The 19,308-nt window shown below is 68.3% G+C and carries 19 protein-coding genes; 4 read left to right on the forward strand and 15 right to left on the reverse strand.

What is annotated here, in order from left to right; translation table 11 throughout:
- Nucleotides 1-104: 104 nt before the first annotated feature.
- The 6 genes from LXN01_RS05865 to rpmB all read right to left on the reverse strand — a co-directional run bounded on the left by LXN01_RS05865 (nt 105) and on the right by rpmB (nt 4,232).
- Nucleotides 105-2,177, reverse strand: coding sequence for a bifunctional copper resistance protein CopD/cytochrome c oxidase assembly protein (locus tag LXN01_RS05865; protein WP_236863682.1), 2,073 nt, complete (start codon nt 2,175-2,177; stop codon nt 105-107).
- Nucleotides 2,174-3,046, reverse strand: coding sequence for a nitrilase-related carbon-nitrogen hydrolase (locus LXN01_RS05870; RefSeq protein WP_236863683.1), 873 nt, complete (start codon nt 3,044-3,046; stop codon nt 2,174-2,176). Before LXN01_RS05870 ends, LXN01_RS05865 begins: the two co-directional genes overlap by 4 nt.
- A gap of 121 nt (nt 3,047-3,167) precedes the next feature.
- A complete protein-coding gene (locus LXN01_RS05875; RefSeq protein ID WP_236863684.1) occupies nt 3,168-3,458 on the reverse strand; it encodes an HU family DNA-binding protein in 291 nt (96 codons plus the stop codon).
- 58 nt (nt 3,459-3,516) lie between these two features.
- Entirely contained in the window at nt 3,517-3,822 is a 306-nt protein-coding gene (gene rpsN, locus LXN01_RS05880) for a 30S ribosomal protein S14 (RefSeq protein WP_236863685.1), read from the reverse strand.
- Between the two features lie 6 nt (nt 3,823-3,828).
- Nucleotides 3,829-3,996: a 50S ribosomal protein L33 gene (gene rpmG / locus LXN01_RS05885; RefSeq protein ID WP_272902234.1), complete on the reverse strand. Its 168-nt coding sequence runs from the start codon at nt 3,994-3,996 to the stop codon at nt 3,829-3,831.
- Nucleotides 3,996-4,232: a 50S ribosomal protein L28 gene (gene rpmB, locus LXN01_RS05890; protein ID WP_236863686.1), complete on the reverse strand. Its 237-nt coding sequence runs from the start codon at nt 4,230-4,232 to the stop codon at nt 3,996-3,998. The genes rpmG and rpmB overlap by 1 nt, the downstream gene beginning before the upstream one ends.
- A gap of 431 nt (nt 4,233-4,663) precedes the next feature.
- Between rpmB and LXN01_RS05895 the strand changes: the two genes are divergently transcribed.
- Nucleotides 4,664-5,647 (forward strand): hypothetical protein, encoded by a 984-nt coding sequence (locus LXN01_RS05895; protein ID WP_236863687.1) that lies wholly within the window; start codon nt 4,664-4,666, stop codon nt 5,645-5,647.
- 12 nt (nt 5,648-5,659) lie between these two features.
- Here the strand turns inward: LXN01_RS05895 and LXN01_RS05900 are convergent, their stop codons facing one another.
- From LXN01_RS05900 to LXN01_RS05925, 6 genes are all read right to left on the reverse strand, one after another.
- Nucleotides 5,660-7,147 (reverse strand): dihydrolipoamide acetyltransferase family protein, encoded by a 1,488-nt coding sequence (locus LXN01_RS05900; protein WP_236863688.1) that lies wholly within the window; start codon nt 7,145-7,147, stop codon nt 5,660-5,662.
- 35 nt (nt 7,148-7,182) lie between these two features.
- Complete coding sequence (locus tag LXN01_RS05905; RefSeq protein WP_236863689.1) at nt 7,183-8,157, reverse strand: alpha-ketoacid dehydrogenase subunit beta; 975 nt, start codon at nt 8,155-8,157, stop codon at nt 7,183-7,185.
- Nucleotide 8,158: 1 nt separating this feature from the next.
- Entirely contained in the window at nt 8,159-9,310 is a 1,152-nt protein-coding gene (gene pdhA, locus LXN01_RS05910) for a pyruvate dehydrogenase (acetyl-transferring) E1 component subunit alpha (RefSeq protein WP_236863690.1), read from the reverse strand.
- A 325-nt stretch (nt 9,311-9,635) separates the two neighbouring features.
- A complete protein-coding gene (locus LXN01_RS05915; RefSeq protein WP_236863691.1) occupies nt 9,636-11,156 on the reverse strand; it encodes a hypothetical protein in 1,521 nt (506 codons plus the stop codon).
- Nucleotides 11,146-11,991, reverse strand: a complete 846-nt coding sequence (locus LXN01_RS05920; RefSeq protein WP_236863692.1) for a hypothetical protein — start codon at nt 11,989-11,991, stop codon at nt 11,146-11,148. Before LXN01_RS05920 ends, LXN01_RS05915 begins: the two co-directional genes overlap by 11 nt.
- Nucleotides 11,992-11,993: 2 nt before the next feature.
- A complete protein-coding gene (locus tag LXN01_RS05925; RefSeq protein WP_236863693.1) occupies nt 11,994-12,254 on the reverse strand; it encodes a hypothetical protein in 261 nt (86 codons plus the stop codon).
- Nucleotides 12,255-12,468: 214 nt separating this feature from the next.
- On the opposite strand from LXN01_RS05925, the gene purB reads away from it, so the two are divergent.
- On the forward strand, nt 12,469-13,902 hold the full coding sequence (purB, locus tag LXN01_RS05930; protein WP_236863694.1) for an adenylosuccinate lyase: 1,434 nt from the start codon (nt 12,469-12,471) through the stop codon (nt 13,900-13,902).
- 169 nt (nt 13,903-14,071) lie between these two features.
- Here purB and LXN01_RS05935 read toward each other — a convergent pair whose 3' ends face one another.
- The 3 genes from LXN01_RS05935 to LXN01_RS05945 all read right to left on the reverse strand — a co-directional run bounded on the left by LXN01_RS05935 (nt 14,072) and on the right by LXN01_RS05945 (nt 18,673).
- Entirely contained in the window at nt 14,072-15,481 is a 1,410-nt protein-coding gene (locus LXN01_RS05935; RefSeq protein WP_236863695.1) for an MFS transporter, read from the reverse strand.
- A gap of 301 nt (nt 15,482-15,782) precedes the next feature.
- Entirely contained in the window at nt 15,783-16,505 is a 723-nt protein-coding gene (locus LXN01_RS05940; RefSeq protein WP_236863696.1) for a response regulator, read from the reverse strand.
- Nucleotides 16,506-16,717: 212 nt separating this feature from the next.
- Nucleotides 16,718-18,673 carry a sensor histidine kinase gene (locus LXN01_RS05945; protein WP_236863697.1) on the reverse strand — a complete coding sequence of 652 codons (1,956 nt, stop codon included), beginning with the start codon at nt 18,671-18,673 and terminating at the stop codon, nt 16,718-16,720.
- Nucleotides 18,674-18,765: 92 nt separating this feature from the next.
- Between LXN01_RS05945 and LXN01_RS05950 the strand changes: the two genes are divergently transcribed.
- The gene (locus tag LXN01_RS05950; protein WP_236863698.1) at nt 18,766-19,062 is read left to right on the forward strand and encodes a metal-sensitive transcriptional regulator; all 297 of its coding nucleotides are present in this window, start codon (nt 18,766-18,768) and stop codon (nt 19,060-19,062) included.
- A gap of 31 nt (nt 19,063-19,093) precedes the next feature.
- Nucleotides 19,094-19,306 carry a heavy-metal-associated domain-containing protein gene (locus tag LXN01_RS05955; RefSeq protein WP_236863699.1) on the forward strand — a complete coding sequence of 71 codons (213 nt, stop codon included), beginning with the start codon at nt 19,094-19,096 and terminating at the stop codon, nt 19,304-19,306.
- The last annotated feature ends 2 nt before the right edge of the window (nt 19,307-19,308 follow it).

Genomic DNA, 19,308 nt, shown 5'->3' on the forward strand with positions numbered 1-19,308 from the left:
CACCGCAACCGCTTTGTGACCTGAGCGAATTCGCAGATGACATGTGCTCGCGTGTGCACTCATGCGCAGATTCGACCCTGTGAGCAGGGTCGATGCCGCGGGACTCAACGTTCATTGAGCTTGGAGAGCATCTCGTTGTAGGCGCTGAGCTCCGCGTCGCCGGAGCGGTCCTCGGCCCGGTCGCGGCGCTTGGCCTCCCGGTCGGAGGAGCGGGCCCACTGGGTCGCGACGATGATCGCGAGGATGAGCGTGGGGAACTCGCCGATGCCCCAGGCGATCTCACCGCCGCGGACCTGATCGTCGATCGCGGGGATCCAGCCGTGCCCGATGTTGCCGTACCAATCGCCTTCGATCAGGGAGGTCGAGGACATGACCGACACCCCGAAGAAGGCGTGGAATGCCATGGTCACGAGCAGCACGAGGAGACGGACCGGGTAGTTGAACCGGTTGACGCCCGGGTCGATGCCGATCATGGACTGCGCGAACAGGTATCCGGCTGCCAGGAAGTGGGCGATCATGAGCTCATGACCCAGATGGGTCTCGAGCGCGTACCACATGACCCCCGTGTAGTAGAAGACCACGAGCGAGCCGGCGAAGTTGATCGCCGCCACCACGGGGTGCGCCCAGAACCTCAGGTACGGGGAATGCACTGCGCCGAGTATCCACTCCCGGAAGCCGCGGGACCCGTCGGTCCGCGGTCTGACCGCGCGCATGAGCAGGGTGATGGGAGCGCCGAGCACCATCGGCAGCGGAACTGCCATCACCAGCAGCATGTGCTGGATCATGTGGGCCGAGAACAGCACCCGGCCATACACGGCGGCGCCGCCCGAGGTGACGTAGAACAGCCCGGCCATGCCCACCAGCCACAGGATCAGCCGGTGCACAGGCCAGGAGTCACCGCGCCGCCGCACGCGGACGAATCCGGCGATGTACGCGACCGACAGGCCCACGGTGACGACCACCCACAGCGGGTCGATCTGCCACTCGAGGAAGAAGTTCGCCCAGCTCGGGGGCGGAGGCAGCGGCTCACGCGTGAGGATCTCGGCCGGGGTGGGGCTCGCCGACGGCTCATCGGGAACGGGGGGCTGCGAGCGCGAGAGCACCACGCCCAGCGACATCACTGCACCGAACAGCAGTGTCTCGACGCCGAGCAGACGCCAGAGCTCGGTGCGCGAGCTCGGGGCGCCGCTCTGCAGACGGCCGATGACGAAGGAGCGGTGCCAGTACCCGATGACTCCGAGCACCACGGTGATGAGGATCTTGCCGACGATGACCAGGCCGTACGGGCTCATCCAGTCGTCGAGCGAGCCGACTCGCAGGCTTGCGTTGACCAGGCCCGAATAGACCATGAGCACCCAGGAGAACAGCGCCAGCGCTGAGAAGCGGGAGACGAGCACCGGCAGGTCGTCGCGCGGGGTGAGCACGGGCGCCAGCAGCGCCATCGCCACCAGACCGCCGAGCCACAGGACGACGGCCACGAGGTGAAGGCCGATGCTGTTGACCGCCTGCAGGTGCCCGCTCGCCTCAGCGGCATGGCCCATGAGTGCCTGCGGGATCAGCGGCAGCGCGCTGAGCACGGTGGTCAGCGCGATGCCGGTGTGGCTGCGCAGGGCGAAGACGAGAGTCGACACGGCGGCTGCCAGCAGCACGATGAGGGTCCACATCTGGCCGTACGGCACCTGGGTGACGTAGACGCCCAGCTGCGCGGTGAAGTCTCCCTGGAAGGCCTGCGCGCCGGCGGTGTCGACGAATGTCAGGACGAGCACCGCCACGGCGCTGATCGTCCACACGACCGAGGCGACCTCGGCGACGAGCAGGCTGCCGGTCCACGCCGGGTCGAGTTCGACGGGCACCTCGGCCGCCTTCTTGCGGTCCCGGTTCCGGATCCGCCTGGCAGGGCTGCGCGGGAACACCAGGGTGGCCAGCACCAGCGCGCCGATCGTCACCGCCATCGCGGCGTCGAACAGGAACTCCGCGATCGGCAGCCCGAACCGACCGAGCGGACCGGCATCATTGAGGAGGGTGGGAGCGGCCGCGCCGGTGAAGTCCAGCGCAATGGCGCCGACGACGAACCCTGCGAGCAGGAATCCCGGAATGGTCGCCAGGCGCAGCCGCGCGGCTGAGCGGGAGGATTCCGAACGGCCGGTCGTGGAGGTGCGGGCTGCTGTGGTGCTCACCGGGACTCGGACAGGTTCAGCCGTCGGTCGTGGAGAGCGGGGAAGCTGCGCCTGCGCTCGTGGATCGCGTCGATGTCGATGTCTGCGACGATGACGGTCTCATCACTGGCCGCCTCGGCGAGCACTGAGCCCGAGGCGTCCACGATCACCGACTGCCCGCCCATCTCGGTGCCGGCATGGTAGCCCGCGGTGTTGCAGGCCACGAGGGCGAAGAAGTCCTCGGCCGCGCGGGCGCGGGAGAACAGGCTCCAGTGGTCCACCCGAGGCGCCGGCCAGGCCGCCGGAACCGCCACCACCTCGGCGCCGGCGTCGAGCAGAGCGCGGAACAGCTCCGGGAACCGGAGGTCGTAGCAGGTGGCCAGGCCCAGCGTGACAGTCCGGCCGTCGACGTCGAGCGGCACAGTGACGATGTCCTGGCCCGCCTCGATGAGCTTGGGCTCGCCGGAGCCGAAGCCGAAGCGGTGGATCTTGCGGTATCGGGCGACGACCTCACCGGCCGGCGACACCACGACGGACGTGTTCCACAGTCCTCGCGAGCCGTCGGGCAGCTCGGGCATCGCGGTGACATCGTAGTCATGGGCGGCGATCCGCTCCAGGGCCTCCGCATCCGCCTCGAGGATCGAGCCCAGGTGGACGTAGGCGCCGATCTCCCGCGCGACGGCGGACAGCGCCTGGACCGTCGGGCCGCTCTCGACGGTCTCCGCGCGCCGGCCCCAGTCCCGGTAGGAGAACCCGCCGGGCGACCACAGCTCCGGCAGCACGACGAGGTCAGATCCCCGCTGGGCGCGGACGAGCTGGACGGCCCGTTCGATTCGGGCCGGCTGGGAATCCTCGTCGGTGTAGGACAACTGAATCGCTGAAACTCGCATGCATCAAGGGTAGTCGCGCGGCGGTTGAGGGACCAACGGCGGCCCTGCCGCTCACTGCCCGAGAACAGCAGAAAGGCCCGGATCCGCAATGGATCCGGGCCTTCGAGCCTGGTGCGAGGACTTACTTGTCCGGAGAACCTGCAGCGGCCTTGAGCTTGGAACCGGCAGAGAGCTTGACCGAGTAGCCGGCGGCGATCTGGATCTCCTCGCCGGTCTGCGGGTTGCGACCCTTGCGAGCGGCACGCTCGGTGCGCTCGATGGACAGCCAGCCCGGGATGGTGAGCTTCTCACCCTCGGCGACGACATTCGAGAACGACTCGAAGATTCCGTCGAGCACGTCGGAGACCTGCTTCTGCGTCAGTCCGGTGCTTTCTGCAACCTCGGAGACGAGCTCACTGCGGTTCTTAGCCATGGTGTGTCCTCCTCGGGACATAGGGTCCTTTGCTAACCGGTAACGAACCTACCAGAGATTACCAGCTGGACTTGGTAATTCCGGGCAGTTCGCCCTTGTGCGCCATTTCACGGAAACGGACGCGCGACAGGCCGAATTTGCGGAGGTATCCGCGGGGGCGGCCGTCGACCTGGTCCCGGTTGCGGAGGCGGACCGGAGAGGCGTCACGGGGCAGCTTCTGCAGACCCAGGCGAGCCTCCTCGCGCTGCTCATCGGTGCTGTCGGGGTGGACGAGCTGGCGCTTGAGGGTGGCGCGGCGCTCTGCGTAGCGATCCACGATCTCGCGGCGCTGCTCGTCGCGGGCGATCTTCGATTTCTTGGCCATCAGCGCTCAGCGCTCCTCTCGGAAGTCGACGTGCTTGCGGATCTTCGGGTCGTACTTCTTGAGCACGATCCGGTCGGGGCTGTTGCGGCGATTCTTCCGGGTCACATAGGTGTATCCGGTGCCGGCCGTCGACTTCAGCTTGATGATGGGGCGGATGTCCTGTGCTTTGGCCATCAGAGCTTCACTCCCTTGGCAATGAGTTCGCTGACCACGGAGTCGATTCCGCGGGCGTCGATGACCTTCATCCCCTTGGTGGAGACGGTCAGGGTCACGCTCCGGCGCAGCGAGGGCACGAAGTAGCGCTTCTTCTGAATATTGGGGTCGAACCGGCGCTTGGTCTTCCGGTTCGAGTGGGACACATTGTGTCCGAAACCGGGTACGGCTCCGGTCACCTGGCAGGTTGCTGCCATTTCTCTCCTCCAGTTTCACTAATGGTGGCGGTCCTCCCCGCAGGGGGCCGCGTGGTCGTCCAGGACCCGCGTTGGACGCGCCGCAGACATCACACAGTTGCGTCACCGGCGATTCGATCCCCGGTGAAGGGATTGTGTCGGCCACTTCCGCGCACGCCTCGAAAGGCACACGAATCCGTGACGAGATGTCTCATCAGCGCTGAGCTGAAGCCTGTGAGAGAGGGCCGAAGCTATGATGCAGCGCTCAATGAGCACTGTGCCGACGAACGACTGCGTTCGGGAGAACCCGATCAATCGACGACACAACAGATGACAATGATATTGGAAGGCGAGGGAGGCAGGCAAATTCAGTTGCCGGACGTCGCGCATCGTGCAAGAGTGTTCGCCATGGACTGCCCACAGGCCGCCCACGAGGCTAGGAACATCATCATATGAATCCATCCTCTCCCCACGGCGATGTGCCTGGTCAGGAGCGGAATCGGCCTCGGATCAAACCCGCGCAGAGTGACAGCTGGGGATCCGTCGCGGCCGACCGTGCCGACGCCGCACAACAGCAGCGGACCGAGGCGCAGCACTGGACCGGGACGCAGCATCAGGCCGGGACGCAGCACTGGACCGGGCCAGACGGCGTCGAATACTGCCGGACCGCCGACGGCGCCGAGTACTGGCGCGCAGGCGATGGCCGCTTCTATCCGCTCTCGTCGGCCCAGCCGGAACCCGCCCCGGTCGAGCAGTCGACCTACTACGACTACATCGCCGCGCACACGGGCGAGTTCCAGCGCACGGGTGCTGCGACCCCGGTCGGCGAGGAGTCACGCGCCGATGTGGGGCGCCGCAGAGGCCGTCGAACCGTCGGCGTCGTCCTCGGCAGCCTGGCAGCAGTTGCGGTCGTCGCCGGAGCAGTGGTGCTGGGCGGTCAGGCGTTCGGGCCCGATCAGGGCATTCGCGCCACCGAGCTGCCCGCCTCGAAGACCGCCGAGGCGCCGGTTGAGTCGGAGCCGGCTCAGGATTCGTCGACCGCCGCAGGCACCGTGGACCCCGGCGCGGTGCTGCAGGCACGCGCGGAACAGGACACGGCGAAGGCGATGGAAGACCTCGAGGGAGCATGGGTCGTCCAGCTCAGCGCCAAGCAGGAGGGCCTCAAGACGGAGGGCAGGACCTGGACCGAGGCGGACATCCTCGCCGAGTTCGAGCAGAACAGCTCGGAGCATCCCGACGCCCTGCTGCTGTGGAGCGGCGACTGGTCGACGTTCCAGTTCGACGACTACTGGGTGACGGTCCTCGACCAGGCATACGACACCCCGGACGATGCCCTCGCCCAGTGCCGGGAGATGGGCATCGACCGGGATCACTGCTTCGCGAAGAAGCTGTCGACGACCGACGGGCCCGAGGAGTCGACGAAGCTCAACCCCTGAGCCGCGACCCGCTCAGGCGAGCATGACGAGCGGCTCTTCGAGCGCCCGGCCGACATCGGCGAGGAAGCGGGAGATCGCCTCGCCGTCGACCACGCGGTGGTCGGCCGACACCGACAGGGTCGTGACCTCGCGGACGACGAGCTCGTCGTCGATCACCCACGGCCGCTTCCGCACGCTGCCGAACGCGAGGATCGCCGATTCCCCCGGGTTGATGATCGGGGTGCCGCTGTCGACGCCGAAGACGCCCACATTCGTGATCGTGATGGTGCCCCCGGCCTGCTCGGCGGGTCCGGTGCGGCCGGCACGGGCGGTCTCGGTGAGGTCGGTGAGCGCGGCTGCCAGCTCGGCCAGGCCCATCCGGTGGGCGTCCTTGATGTTGGGCACGATCAGGCCGCGCGGGGTCGCCGCCGCGATTCCGAGGTTGACGTAGTGCTTGACCACGATCTCCTCGCCGTCGAGCACCGCGTTGATCCGCGGAGTGCGCTGTGCGGCCCAGATCACGGCTCGGGCGACGACGAGCAGCGGCGAGACCCGGACGTCCTCGCCCAGCAGCTTCGTCGTCTTGAGGTGGCGGACGAATTCCATGGTGCGCGTGACGTCGACGTCGAGGAACTCGGTGACGTGGGGGGCGGTGAAGGCGGAGTCGACCATCGCCTTGGCCATCATCCTGCCGACGCCCTTGAGCGGGATCCGCTCCTCTGCCCCGGTCCCGGTCCCGGTCCCGATCGCCGAGGCGCCGGCAGCCGCGGTGTCGACCGCAGCAGCATCGGTTGCAGCAGCGGTCGTGTCGGTGCCCGCCTCGAGGTGGGCCAGCAGGTCCTCACGGGTCACCTCTCCCCGAGGACCCGTCGGCGTCACCTCGGACAGGTCGATGCCCCTGTCCTTGGCGAGCTTGCGCACCGGAGGCTTGGCCAGCGGGCGCGGACCGCCGGTTCCGGAACCGGCTGATTCGACCTGCTGGGCGAACGCCGCCGGGTCAGCGCCGGTCGACTCCGGTGCAGTACCCGGCAGCGCGGCTCCGGCGGCGGGTGCGGAGGTGTCTCGGCCCGCTGGTGCCGGCGCAGCAGCTGCTCCAGCACCCCTGCGGGGACGGCGCTTCGAGGAGGCGGCCTTGACGCCGTACCCGACGAGGTTGGGTCCGGCCGTGCCGGAATCAGCCGGCTGGCCGCCCTGATCGGCAGGGGCGGCGGGCGCCTCGGGCCGGCCTGCCGGCTCCGGCTGCGCGGTCTGCTCCGGTGCCTGCGGCTGTTCGGCGGTGCCGCCGGGCTCGCCGAAGCGGACGATCGGGGTGCCGACCTCGACGGTCTGGCCTTCCTCGACCAGCAGCGCGCCGATCGTGCCCGCCTGCGGGCTGGGCAGCTCGACGAGGGATTTGGCGGTCTCGATCTCCACCAGGACCTGGTTGACGGTGACAGTGTCGCCGGCGGTGACCTTCCAGGTCACGATCTCGGCTTCGGTCAGTCCCTCGCCGACGTCGGGGAGGATGAAAAGTTCTGACATGGGTACCCTTCAGCAGAGGTTCGGGCCGACGATGATCAATAGGCCAGGACGCGGTCCACACCGTCGAGGATGCGGTCCAGATCCGGCAGGTAGTGGTGTTCGAGCTTCGAGCCGGGGTAGGGCGTGTGGAAGCCGCCGACTCTGAGCACCGGTGCCTCGAGGTGATAGAAGCTGCGTTCGGTGATGCGGGCGGCGATCTCCGCGCCGAGCCCGAGGAACACCGGGGCCTCGTGCGTGACGACCAGCCGGCCGGTCTTCTTCACCGATGCCTCGATCGTGTCGAAGTCGATGGGATTGAGGCTGCGCAGGTCGATGAGCTCGACGCTGGTGCCCTCGTCGGCGGCCGCGGCCACCACATCGGCTGCGGTCGGCATCAGCGGTCCGTAGGCCACCAGCGTGACGTCGGTGCCCTCGGTCACCACCTGGGCGGTGTGCGGGCCCGGCCCGCGATTGTCGGTGTCGACCTCGCCGCGCAGCCAGTACCGGCGCTTGGGCTCGAAGAACATCACCGGGTCGGGGCTGTCGATGGCCTCCTGGATCATCCAGTAGGCGTCGTGCGGGGTCGACGGGGAGATGATGCGCAGGCCCGCGTGGTGGGCGAACACCGCCTCGGGGCTCTCCGAGTGATGCTCGGGCGAGCCGATCCCTCCCCCGTACGGGACCCGGATGACGACCGGCAGGCTCTCATGCCCGCGCGTGCGGTTGTGGAGCTTGGCCAGCTGCGTGACGATCTGGTCGTAGGCGGGGTAGATGAACGCATCGAACTGGATCTCGATGACCGGCCGATAGCCGCGGATCGCCATCCCGATCGACGTGCCGACGATCCCGGACTCGGCCAGCGGCGCATCGATCACCCGCCGCTGCCCGAAATCCTTCTGCAGGCCCTCGGTGACGCGGAAGACGCCGCCGAGCTTGCCGATGTCCTCGCCGATGAGCACGACCTTGTCGTCATCCTCCATCGCCTTGCGCAGACCGGCGGTGATCGCCTTGGACAGAGCCAGGGTCGGCATCTCAGCGGGCTCCTTCGGTCGAGTCCTCGAAGGAGGCCAGGTAGTCGAGATACTCGGCCCTCTCCTCCTCCACGAGGGAGTGCGGTTCCCGGTAGGCGTAGGCGAAGATCTCGGCCGGGTCCGGCTCCGCCATGCTGATGCAGTTCTCGCGGATCCGCGCAGCCAGGGCGTCGGCCTCCGCGTCGACCTCGACGAAGAACTCCTCGGGAGTGCCGAGCGACTCCAAGTGGGCCCGCAGCCGCGTGATCGGATCCTTCGCAGCCCACGCCTCCGTGGTGGCCGCGTCCCGATACTTCGTCGGATCGTCCGCGGTCGTATGAGCACCCATCCGGTAGGTGAACGCCTCGATGAGCATCGGCCCGTGGCCGGCGCGCACGCTGTCCAGCGAGGCACGGGCGACGGCGTACATCGCGATGATGTCATTGCCGTCGACCCGCACCCCGGGGACACCGAACCCCTGCCCGCGCATGAACAGCGGCACCCTCGTCTGCACGGAGGTCGGCTCGGAGATCGCCCACTGGTTGTTCTGGCAGAAGAACAGCACCGGCGCATTGAAGGCCCCGGCGAAGGTCAGCGCCTCGGACACGTCGCCCTGAGAGGTCGCCCCATCCCCGAAACAGGCGACTGTGGCGGTGTCGCGGGCCGGATCACCGGTGCCGACCTCTCCGTCAAGACCGACGCCCATCGCGTAGCCGGTGGCGTGCAGGGTCTGGGACCCGATGACGATGGTGTAGGTGTGGAAGTTGTGCTCCTGGGGATCCCACCCGCCGTGGTTCTGTCCACGGAACAGGCCGAGCAGGGTTTCGGGGGCGACACCGCGGCACCATGCCACCCCATGCTCGCGGTAGGTCGGGAACACGAAGTCCTGCGGCCGCAGCGCCCGCCCCATTCCGATCTGGGCGGCCTCCTGGCCCAGCAGCGGCGCCCACAGGCCCAGCTGTCCCTGCCGCTGCAGGGCGTTGCCCTCCGCGTCGACCCGGCGCACCAGCACCATGTCCTTGTAGAACCCGCGCAGATCCTCGTCGTCGAGCTCCGCGGCGAAGGCGTCGTATTCTCCCGAGCTGATGCGTTCGCCATCGGGCGTCAGCATCTGAATCATCCGGGGCTCAGAACTCGTCCTCGAGTCCGAAGCCTGCGCAATGTTCGATGTCATAGCAGTCTCCTCACGTTGTGGCAGGCCGGAACGAGATTGTCGTCCGGTCACCAGAACCTCACGGGGTGGTGCGCGGGTGTGCGCCCGACCCCGACATGGTGATGCGTTTCACATGGTGAATATACGCTAACGGAAAGTCAGGCACCGTGCCACTCCTGCATCCCGCACCACCTGTGCATCCGCACCACCTGTCGCAGCCGAGCTCCTGAATGGTCGTGACTTCCACGCTATGTCCCCACGCAGGCGCTTGTGGTCCGGCACCGAGGGACGCGGCCGAATTTCCACTCCCCTCACAATTGCTCGGACATCGGAGTATCTGCCCATGTCAGCGCCGTCGGCCCGTGTACTCGCGAGTGCGGGTGACCTCGCCGGAGAAGAACCCGGCGCTGCGCGCCGACCAGGCGAGCAGGGCCGCGTTGCCCCCGGCGTACAGCGACGCGATGGTCGTTTCGTAGACCGCCCCGCCGTGGGGGAACCCCGGGGAGGCGAGCCGCTGCCCGATCTCCTCATCGGTCATGCCCTCGAACATCGGGTCGTCGGCGAGCGCCTCGAAGTCGAGATCGACGGTGATCGTGCTCCAATGCGGATGGTCCGGGTTCTGATTGCCGTCGAGGTCGGGCACCAGGTCCTGCTCGTGCTCGATGGACAGGGTCGACACTTCAGGCGGGATGTCGAAGTCGGAGACCGGGCTCGCCACGGTGAACAGGGCCGTGACGTTGACGTCGGCGAGGAAGCCGGGGTCGGCCGCCAGTGAGGCCGCGGTCAGGCCGCCCTGCGAATATCCGACGAGCATGACCTCCTCGTCGGCGGCGATCCCGGCGTCTGCGACAGCCTGTCGGATGACTTCCCGCATCACGGTATCGTGGCCTGCCGCGCCTTCGACGTTGGTCGTCAGATCGGTCGAGTTGGCGCCCGGCGCGGTCGACCAGTCCGTCGTCGCAGGCACGTAGACGATCCACCGGGTGGTGCCGTCGGCGCTCTCGATCCGTTCGATCTGCACCATCCCGTTGTCCAGTCCGCGATGGCTGTCGAGTTCGCGGGAGAAGAGCTCCACGGCGTTCGCCGGGGCCGCCCGGGTGCCGCCGGGTGGCTGCGGCCGCTCGGCAGCGCTCACCTCGACTCCGGTCCTGCCGAACTGGCCCGCCAGCCGTCCGCCGCCGATCAGCATCTCGGTCAGCGACTGCGAGTCGTGCGGCCAGGGTGCCGCGTCGCCGAAACCTGCGTGAATTCCCGGCGGGACGCCGGCGAATCCGGCGACGAAGCCCGGCAGGACGTGCTCGATGACGACTCCGACCGAGTCGGACTCGGCGAACAGCGCCCGGCCGACTCCCTGCAGCACCTCGTCGGTGACCTCGGACAGGTCGATGCCGAGCGCCTCCTCCAGCGCGTCGTCGAGGCCGGTGCGGTCGATGACATAGATCGCACCGCCCACGAACCCTGCCCCGACGATGACAGCCGGCGTCATCAGGGCGGTGCGCGCGGCGTGCCCGAGCAGGTTTCCCATGCCCGAGAGGACCGCTTCGAAGGTGCGGGAGAGGAATCCCTCGGTCTCCCGATAGCTGAGGACGGCGTGCGCCAGACCCGTGCCCAGCAGGGCGAGCCGGGCCGACACTCCGGCCGCACTGAACGCGAATGCCGCGGATTCCCGTTGCACCGCGAACGCGGTGGCGGGTGAGGCCAGGGCAGAGGCTTCGAGGACCGGGTCGAGCTCGCGGACAGTGGCATCCATGAGCACCCCGGCGAGCTCGTCGGCGATGCGCAGCAGCTCGGCCGCCAGCGCATCAAGGTCCTCCATCGCGGCGCGCGTGCCTCCGGAGCCTCCGGTGACGGTGATCTCATGGGCCATGGCCATCCTCCGCCGCCCGGGTCGTGCCGGCACTGACGTGCGGTCGCAGCGCTCCTCCCGCAGATGCCGCCACCAGGCAGGAGCGCAGCAGATCGGCGCGCACGCGCTGCCGCACGCGTTCGCGCATGCCACCTGCTGCGTCGTGTCCGCCCGATGGCGCAGCAGACTGGGCCTCGGCATCGGGGTCGCCGCCATGGGGACAGCCAGGGCAGTCGTGAAGCAGCCATGAGCGGCCACCGGCGTCCCCGGCCGCGGAGGCGCGGGAGTGCCCGGAGACGCTGCTCACCGGTTCTCCGGACCCCTGCCCGTCGGGACTGCGGAGCCCGCAGGCGCCCAGCACTGTCACGGCTCCGGCGGGCACGAGGCCGGCGATCAGGTCCGGCAGGGCCGACGCGGCATCGATGCGGCCGAGCAGATAGCCGCTCGCCGGGTCGACAGGGCTCGATTCCGCCGAGGCGCCCTCCCAGGGGTGCCAGCGCAGCACCGCACAGCAGCCGGTGCCGAGCACTGCTGCCCCGATCACGATCCGGAGCTGATCGGTGGCGATGTGGAATGCCGCCTGCACCGGACCGGCGGCCAGGATCACCGCTGCGCGGGTCACCCAGTCCTGGGACAGGTCCGTCTGGCCATCGTCCAGCCCGAGCGCCCCGGGCACACCTGCACCATCCTCTCCGGAGGCACCTGCACCATCCCTTGCACGCACACCTGCACCATCCCTTCCGAGGTCGACAGCGCAGGAGACCGTCGTCGGGCGAAGGTCCGCGGGCCAGGCCCGGTAGAGGTCGGCCGGCAGATCCAGCACCGAGTCGGCGCCGAAGGGAATCCACCGCGTCATGCTCAGAACACCGGAAGCCCGGCGGCGGGCGAGGAGCGAATGGCTTCGATGTGCTCGGCATAGCGATCGACGATCACCAGGGCCTGATCGCGCAGGCGCAGAACCTCTGCCGCGGACTCGGCAAGCTGCTCCCGGTACCGAACAGCCGAGTCGGACACCCAATCAGACGCGGCGGCTCTCAGGCACACCGCCTCCACCTCGATGAGCGCTTCCGCGGTGGTCTGCCAGTCGAGCCGATTGCGTTCAAGTTCGTCGATGATCATGCGGCAAGCCAAACCGCATCCGTGCTGCCTGCGCTGCGCCTGCCGGACCGCTGTGCACGCTGCCGTCCGAGTCCACAGCTGGGCCGCCCCGCCGCCGCCTCTCCATCCACACGCGATCACCGCACCCGATCCCACGTTGTCCACACGCTGCGGACGCAGTGGACGGCCGGCCTTCGACGGTCACAGCCGCGGCCTCGCGTGAGATCATGGGTCCATGACTCGCGTGACACTAGCCCAGCTCGATCCCGAAATCGCCCTCGGACCCCTCGACGGTCGCTACCGCAGGGACGCCGCTCCGCTCGTCGACTATCTGTCCGAGGCCGCGCTCAACCGAGAGCGGATCCACGTCGAGGTCGAGTGGTTCATCCACCTCGCCGAGCACACCGTGGTTCCCGGCACCCGCCGACTGATCGACGACGAGAAGGAGCAGCTGCGCTCGATCGTCGAGGGCTTCGACCACGAGACCATCGCCGAGCTCGCCACGTTCGAGGCCGTCACCGTCCACGACGTCAAGGCGGTGGAATACACGATCAAGGAGGCGCTCAGCCACATCGGCGCTGATGACCTCGCCGAGCTCGTGCACTTCTGCTGCACCTCCGAGGACATCAACAATCTGTCGTACGCACTCAACATCAAGGGCGCTGTGGAGGACGTGTGGCTGCCGCGCGCGGCCGCGCTCATCGACGCCCTGGCGGACATGGCCGCCGACCTCGCCGAGGTGCCGATGCTCTCCCACACCCATGGGCAGCCGGCAACGCCCACGACCGTAGGCAAGGAGCTGGCGGTGTCCGTGCACCGCCTGCGCCGTCAGTACGAGCGGATCGCCCGGACCGAGTTCCTGGCCAAGATCAACGGCGCGACCGGCACCTACGCCGCCCACACCGTCACCGTGCCGGAGGCCGACTGGCCGGCGCTGTCGCGGGAGTTCGTGGAGAAGCTGGGGCTGACCTTCAACCCGCTCACCACGCAGATCGAATCGCACGACTGGCAGGCTGAGCTCTACTCCGACCTCGCGCGCTTCAACCGGATCGCCCACAACCTCGCCACCGACATGTGGACCTACATCTCGATGGGCTACTTCAAGCAGATCCCGGTCGAGGGCGCGACCGGCTCCTCCACGATGCCGCACAAGGTCAACCCGATTCGCTTCGAGAATGCCGAGGCGAATCTGGAGGTCTCCTGCTCCCTCCTCGACACCCTTGCAGCGACCTTGACGACCAGCCGCCTCCAGCGCGATCTCACCGACTCGACGACCCAGCGCAATATCGGCGTGGCAATGGGCCACTCCCTGCTGGCGATCAACAATCTGATCAAGGGACTCGAGAAGCTCGCAGTCAACACCGAGGCGCTCGACCGGGACCTGGACGCGAACTGGGAGGTGCTCGCCGAGGCCATCCAGTCGGTGATGCGCGCCGCCTACCTCAAGGGGGTGCCGGGCATGGACAATCCCTACGAGACGCTCAAGGACCTCACCCGCGGACACCGGGTGGATCAGGCCGAGCTGCAGGAATTCGTGCGCGGGCTGGGACTGCCCGACGAGGATGCGGAGCGGCTGGCGAACCTGAGCCCGGCGACGTACACCGGGCTCGCGTCCGAGCTCGCCCGCGAGGAGGTCGCCGCGTGGCGAGCCTCCCGTCCAGAGGCCTGAGCGGCGGCCTGGGGCGAGCGCCCTGCGCCTGCTCGTCCCGGTCGGCTGCGGGGACAGCAGAAGAGTCGGACGGGGCCGGTTTCTCGACGCCGTCCGACTCTGGTCCAAGCAATGGTTCAGGTGTCACCTGGACTCAGGGCACAGCCCGAGCTCAGCACCGGAGCCCGCCTCAGTTCCGCATGCTCGCCGCTGCGCTCTCCGACAGACCGGATGGCTCGGCGGCAGGAGCAGAAGGCGCCTCGCCGTCCTTGACAGCCTCGGATTCCCGGAGAGCTTCCAGCTCGTCGATGTCGGCCTGCTCGGCGACGGAGGGCTGATCGGCTCTCCAGCCGGTCTTCTGCAGCAGGATGAGGGTGCAGACCAGGGACACCGCGGCGTACGCGGCCGAGGCGATCGCCACGCCGACGATGCTGCCGGTGCTGTTGACGATCCACTGGGCCAGGGCCGGGGTTCCGCCGGCGACCACCATCGAGCACAGCTGGTAGGACAGCGAGAGCCCGGTGTAGCGGATGCGCGCCGGGAACACCCGAGCCAGGATGCCGCCGATCGCCGCATAGAACATGGCGTGCGGGATCGTCGCCAGACTCATGCCGATGACGGCCACCCAGAAGCTGCCGGTCTGGATCGCGAAGAACATGAGCGGCATGAGGACGAACTCGGGGACCACGAGCAGGGTGATCGCCTTGCGCATGTCCATGTTCTGCACGAGCAGCGCGCCGAACGGCTGCACGATGAACTGCACCACCAGGGCGATCGCGATGACTCCGAGGAACGCGGAGCGCTCGAACCCCAGGTCCTCGGTCGCCCATGCCAGTGCGAAGGTGTTCTTGAAGTAGGTGACCTGGACCAGCGGCAGCGCTCCGGCGCCCAGCAGCACCAGCGGCCAGTACTTGACGAGGACCTCGCGGAGCGGCAGCTTGGACTCCTTGTTCGCCGCCTTGACGGCCTTCATCTGATCGGACTCCTCCAGGGTGAGGCGGATGACCAGTCCGATGACGATGAGGATCGCCGAGGCGAGGAAGGCGATGCGCCAGCCGTACATGATGAAATCCGGGGTCGGCATCTGCGCGAGCAGGAAGAAGACGAAGGTCGACAGCAGGTTGCCTGCCGGCGAGCCCTGCTGCGCGAAGGCGGAATACAGAATGCCCTTGTTCTTGGGGGCGTTCTCAGAGGCGACGAGCACGGCTCCACCCCATTCGCCGCCGACGGCCAGGCCCTGCACGATGCGCAGGAGGGTCAGCAGAATGGGCGCCCAGATGCCGATCTGCGCATAGCCGGGCAGCAGACCCACGCCCACCGAGGCGACGCCCATCAGGAGCAGCGTGGTGACGAGAGTCGTCTTGCGACCCAGCTTGTCCCCGAAATGGCCGAAGATGATCCCGCCCAGCGGTCGGGCGAGGAATCCGGCCCACAGCGTGATGAAGGAGAGCAGCGTCGCCACCCCCGGATCGAGGGTGCTCGAGAAGAACACCTGTCCGAACACCAGCGCGGACGCGGTTCCGTAGATATAGAAGTCGTACCACTCCACGGTGGTCCCGACGAACGACGCGATGCCGGCCTTGCGAGCCTTGCGATTCACTTCGGTTTCAGCAGCTGTGCGGACTCCGCCGGCCATGCTGTTCCCTCCCCCTTGAGCTCCGGTAGCCGACCTCGACTGTGTGATCGACTGCACATGAAGAACGTTCGTTCTTAGGCGCTCGAGAAACCTACGCCCACGACCGGCAGTTGGAGAAATTCCCCGTTCACATACTGGACATTGGGCTAGGCGAAAAGATTGATACCTGTCAAGTGCGGCGCAGACTCTTTCCTGTGCAGACCGGGCCCAGGGGCGGCTGCACCCGCGTCACTCTCCGCGCGGCCGCCGAGCCGGGCAGGGCGGCTCAGTCGAGCAGGCGGTACTCCAGCACCGGCCGGCCGGCAGAGCCGTAGCGGGGCTGCCGATCGAGCAGCCCCGCGTCGGTCATCGCCTCAAGGTAGCGACGAGCGGTGACTCGGGAGACGCCGATCGCCTTGCTGACCTCTGCCGCTGACAGCGCGTCGTCGCCGGTGAGCGTGGAGCGGATCTGCTCCTGCACTCCCTCCGGCACGCCTCTGGGAGCGGCCTTGGCAGTGGTCGCACCGAGAGCCGCCAGGGCGGCATCCACCTCGGTCTGGGTCATCTCGGACGTCTCCTCGGTCGTGTCGAGCGAGGCCCGATAGCTCAGGTACGCCTCCAGCTTGCTCTTGAAGACCGGGAACGTGAAGGGCTTGATGAGGTACTGCACGACGCCCAGCGACAGCGCCTCCTGCACCACCAGCATGTCCCTCGCCGCGGTCACGGCCACGACATCGACGGGGACGTGCTTGGCACGGATCATCCGCAGCAGCTGCAGGCCGTGGCCGTCCGGCAGGTTCATATCGAGGAGCACCAGCTGGATCCTGCCGGGATCCATGCCGGTCACCCGACCGGTGAGCGCAGCCAGTGCCTGAGTGGCGTTCTTCGCGATGCCCGCCACATGGAACCTGCTCAGACGCGACACGTATTGAGCATGCGCCTTGGCCGCGATGCTCTCGTCCTCGACGACGAGCACGCCCACGCTGTCCGAATCCGGGGAGCTCTTCATTGGTCTCATCTTCCGTTCCACTGTAATACCGCCGACGCAGGGCAGCGGTAGCGGATGTGACCATCCAGCAACGTCCGGCGACCATCCGGCAACGTCCAACGGCCATCTCGCAACGTCCGACAACCGTCCGGCAGCACCGGACGAGCGCCGGCAGCCCCCGAGGCCGGCAGCAGAGAACCGCTCGACCGGTCAGTGCGGTTCGGCGGAACTGCTCAGTCCGCTGCAGCAGCTCGGCTCGCACCGTCGGGCCCGTTCCCGCCCGGCAGCCACACCTCGAACGCGGCGCCCGCCGGGTCGCCCTCGCATTCCGGTCCGCCGCGCACCTCGATCGCGCCGCCGAGGCGCCGGACGGCCTGCACCACCAGGGACAGGCCCACCCCGCGCGACCCGCTCTCGGATCTGCCGCTGCCCGAGTCCGCCTCGACTCCGTCGTGCTTGGTGGAGAAGCCGCGCTCGAAGATCCTCTCGACGTCTTCCTCGGCGATCCCCGGCCCGTCATCGGCGACCTCGATCTCGTAGCCGCCCGCGTCGGAGCCGGCGATCCGCAGCTGGACGCGCCGGGCCTCCGCAGGCACCCCCGGCCGGGAGACCGCGTCGAAGGCGTTGTCGAGCAGATTGCCCAGAATGGTCACCAGGTCGCGGTCGTCGGCGCGCAGCGACCCGCACAGCTCCTCGGTGTCCACTGTCAGCTCGATCCCGGCCTCCTTGGCCTGTGAGTACTTGGTCAGCAGCAGGGCCGACAGGATCGGGTGGTCGAAGCCGCCCAGCAGGTTGTCGGCAGGTCGATCGAGCTGGCTGATCTCCCGGGTGGCGAAGTCGAGGGCCTGGTCGCTGTTCCCGGTCTCGATGAGCGAGACCACCATGTGCAGACGGTTGGCGTACTCATGGGTCTGCGAACGCAGCGATTCGGAGAACGAGCGGACGGAGACGAGCTCACCGCTGAGCTCCTGGAGCTCGGTATGGTCGCGCATCGTGGTCACCCAGGTGTCGGACGACTTCTTGGTCGGCTGCTGGTTGACGACGAGGACGTGGGTGTCGGTGTAGTGGATCTCGTCCTGGGCCCACCTGCCGCTGACGAGCAGCTCGTGCAGGGAGCTCGGCAGATTGAGCTCCACTATGCTGACCGGCTCGCCGGCGGTGCGCGCCGGTCCGCCCTCGGCGTCGTCGGGCAGGTCGAGCAGCACGGCCGCCTCCGCATTGTGCAGCACGATCCCGTGCTTGCGGTCGATGAGCAGCAGCCCCTCGCTGACCGCCTGCAGCACGGAGGAGTAGAAGCGCAGCATGTCGCCCAGCTCCTCGGACCCGTAGTCGCCGGTCGCCCGCTTGAGTCCGCGGGAGGCCAGCCACACGGCCGAGGTGCCCAGCAGCATGTCGATGGCAGCGGTGATCAGCAGCAGCCGGCCCTGCGGCGCGAAGTCGGCGCGGATCGTGTCGGCCCGCAGGCCGGTGACCACAGCGGCCGCGACCTCGTCGTCGGCACTGGGCTCCTCGCCGGGCGCCGTGGGGTAGACGGGAGCGACTGCGTAGAGCGCGCCACCGTCGGCGTCGTCGACGAACTGGACCACGGTCTCGCCGCGCAGCACCGCCCGCCGGTCGATGCCCGCCGGGAATCCGGTGTCGCCGCCCAGCTGCGTGGATGTCGACCGGATCGTCTCCCCCGGGGCCGGCGCCCGGCCGCTGAGCTCGGGCCCGCGCAGCACCGCGGCGGAGTAGACGCCGATCCCGTCGAGCCCGTAGTCGTTCTGGAACTCGGTGATCTGGACCGTCAGGCTGTCACGTCCCTCGGTGCCCTCGATCCAGCCGGCCCCGGGTCCCGGCGCGAAGCCGGATGCGGCCGCCAGTACGCTGTCGTCGCCGGACATCTGTCCCGAACCAGCGCCCGGTGATGGGAACGCGGCGGCGGAGAACAGCGCCGCGTGCACTCCCGGCGATTCGGCCAGGGACTCCGCCGAGGCGGTGAGCAGCTCCCGCGCACGCTCGCTGTTGGCCTGGGAGAGCTGGATGTAGAGGACCGAGGTGGTCAGCAGCACGATCCCGAGGAACATCACCGAGATCGCCACGAGGATCTGCTCGGCCACCCCCACCCGAAGACGTGCAAACCGGCCGCGCGCTCTGCGCGGCCGGCGCAGCGGCGCGACGCGGCGCGCACGCGGATCCCCGGATGCCATGACCACCATTGTGCAGGACATCCCGCCGGCCCATCCGCAGGTCCGGTCGATCAGGCATTGAAGGATACCCCTCAGGGGTATAAGCTGAGCGCATGGACAGTCACTCCGGTCACGGGTACACCGAGCAGAAGGACGCGTACCTCAAGCGCATCAGACGCATCGAGGGGCAGGTGCGCGGCATCGGCCGGATGGTCGACGAGGACAAGTACTGCATCGACATCCTCACGCAGATCTCGGCGGTCACCGCCGCCCTGCGGGCCGTCTCCGTCGGACTGCTCGACGAGCACATGAGGCACTGCGTCGTCACCGCCGCCCAGGAGTCACCGGAGGCCGCGGACGCCAAGATCGCCGAGGCATCCGCCGCCATCGCCCGCCTCATCAAGAGCTGACAGGCACCAGCCACCGCAAGGGAGAAGCATCATGAGCACCACCACCATCACCGTCACCGGCATGACCTGCGGGCACTGCGTCTCCGCAGTGCAGGAGGAGCTCGGCGCGCTGCCCGGGGTCACGGGAGTTGACGTCGAGCTCGTGGCCGGCGGCGACTCACCGGTCACCATCACCTCCGACCAGCCGCTCGACTCCGCCGCCGTCGAGGCCGCGGTCGACGAGGCCGGCTACGAGGTGAAGTGAGG

The sequence above is a fragment of the Brevibacterium daeguense genome, from assembly GCF_021729135.1.
Lineage (GTDB): Bacteria > Actinomycetota > Actinomycetes > Actinomycetales > Brevibacteriaceae > Brevibacterium > Brevibacterium daeguense.